Below are 1,222 nucleotides of genomic sequence, written 5' to 3'. Positions count from 1 at the left end.
GCGAATGCCCGCCCCGCCGCCGGTTTCGCCCCTAAAGCATGCCCTGACCACCTCCAGGGCCGCCGGCGCGGATTGCGGACGCCTGCGGCCGTCACGGCACTCCGGTGCCCGATTCACGGACGGATTGCGACATTCGATGAAACAGTCATTGACCGCACGGACCCGGTCGCGCCTCGCGGCCGGGTTCGTGGCGGGCAGCCTGCTGACCGGGCTGCTCACGACGCACGCGGTGGCCGACACCACGCCCGCCACCGCGGCGAACCCCGACCGGGTCAAGGTCGTCGCGGCCTGGCAGGCCGGCGGGCCGGCCGTGCGCCGCGCCGCCGAGAGCGCGCTGACCGGCACCGGTGACGACCTGGCGGCCTTCCTGGCCAAGGGCCGGGCCACCGCCGCCGACCAGGACCTGCGGGCCAAGATCGAGGAGCTGATCGCGACCTCCGGTCCCGGAGTCCGCGCGGCCGGCACCGCCGCGCTCGCCGGATCCGCCGACGACCTGCAGAAGTTCCTCGCCACGGGCGCCAAGAAGGCCTACGAGGACGACCAGCGGGTGCGGGTCTCCCAGCTCATGGCCACCGGCGGGCCGGGCGTGCAGGCAGCCGCCGCCAAGGCCATGGACGGCAGCCTGGACGACGTCAACCAGTTCCTGAACACCGGCCAGTTCAAGGCGAGGGACGACGACGACCGCGTCCACCTCTCCCAGCTGATGGCCTCCGGCGGGGACGAGGTCAAGAAGGCCGCCAACACCGCGCTCAACGGCTCGATGGACGACGTCCAGCAGTTCCTCCAGTACGGCTACCAGACCGCGGCCGCGCACGACCAGGAGAAGCTGACGGTCGCCCAGCTGGCCGACCTCACCAAGACCGCCTCCGACCAGGCCGGCCAGCAGGCCCAGACGGCCAAGGACGCGGCGGGCAAGGCCTTCGACGCCACCAAGCTGGCCAAGGAGGCCGCCGAGAAGGCCGCCGCCGAGACCAAGGCCGCGCAGGGCTCGGCCGGTGCCGCCTCCAGCGCCGCCGGCCGCGCCGCCGACGCCGCCTCGCGCGCCGCCACCGCGGCCCAGACCGCCTCCGCGGCGGCCAAGGCCGCCAACGAGGCGTCCCGCCAGGCCGCCAACGCCGCCGCCAACGCCGCCGCTGCGGCCACCAAGGCCGGCAACGCCGCCTCCCAGGCACTGTCCGCCCCGGCCAACGCCGCCGGGGACAGGACCCGAGCCGACCCCCCC

Annotated in this window: 1 protein-coding gene; it reads left to right on the top strand. The window is 75.0% G+C overall.

What is annotated here, in order from left to right; all coding sequences use genetic code 11:
* Positions 1-148 precede the first annotated feature (148 nt).
* On the top strand, positions 149-1,222 hold a 1,074-nt coding region (locus ACFV4G_RS43525), incomplete at its 3' end, for an ALF repeat-containing protein (RefSeq protein ID WP_380449215.1).

The organism is Kitasatospora sp. NPDC059747 (genome assembly GCF_042732955.1).
Taxonomy (GTDB): Bacteria; Actinomycetota; Actinomycetes; order Streptomycetales; family Streptomycetaceae; genus Kitasatospora.
The sequence above is the reverse complement of the archived record's forward strand: the minus strand, read 5'-3'. Positions and strand labels throughout refer to the sequence as shown.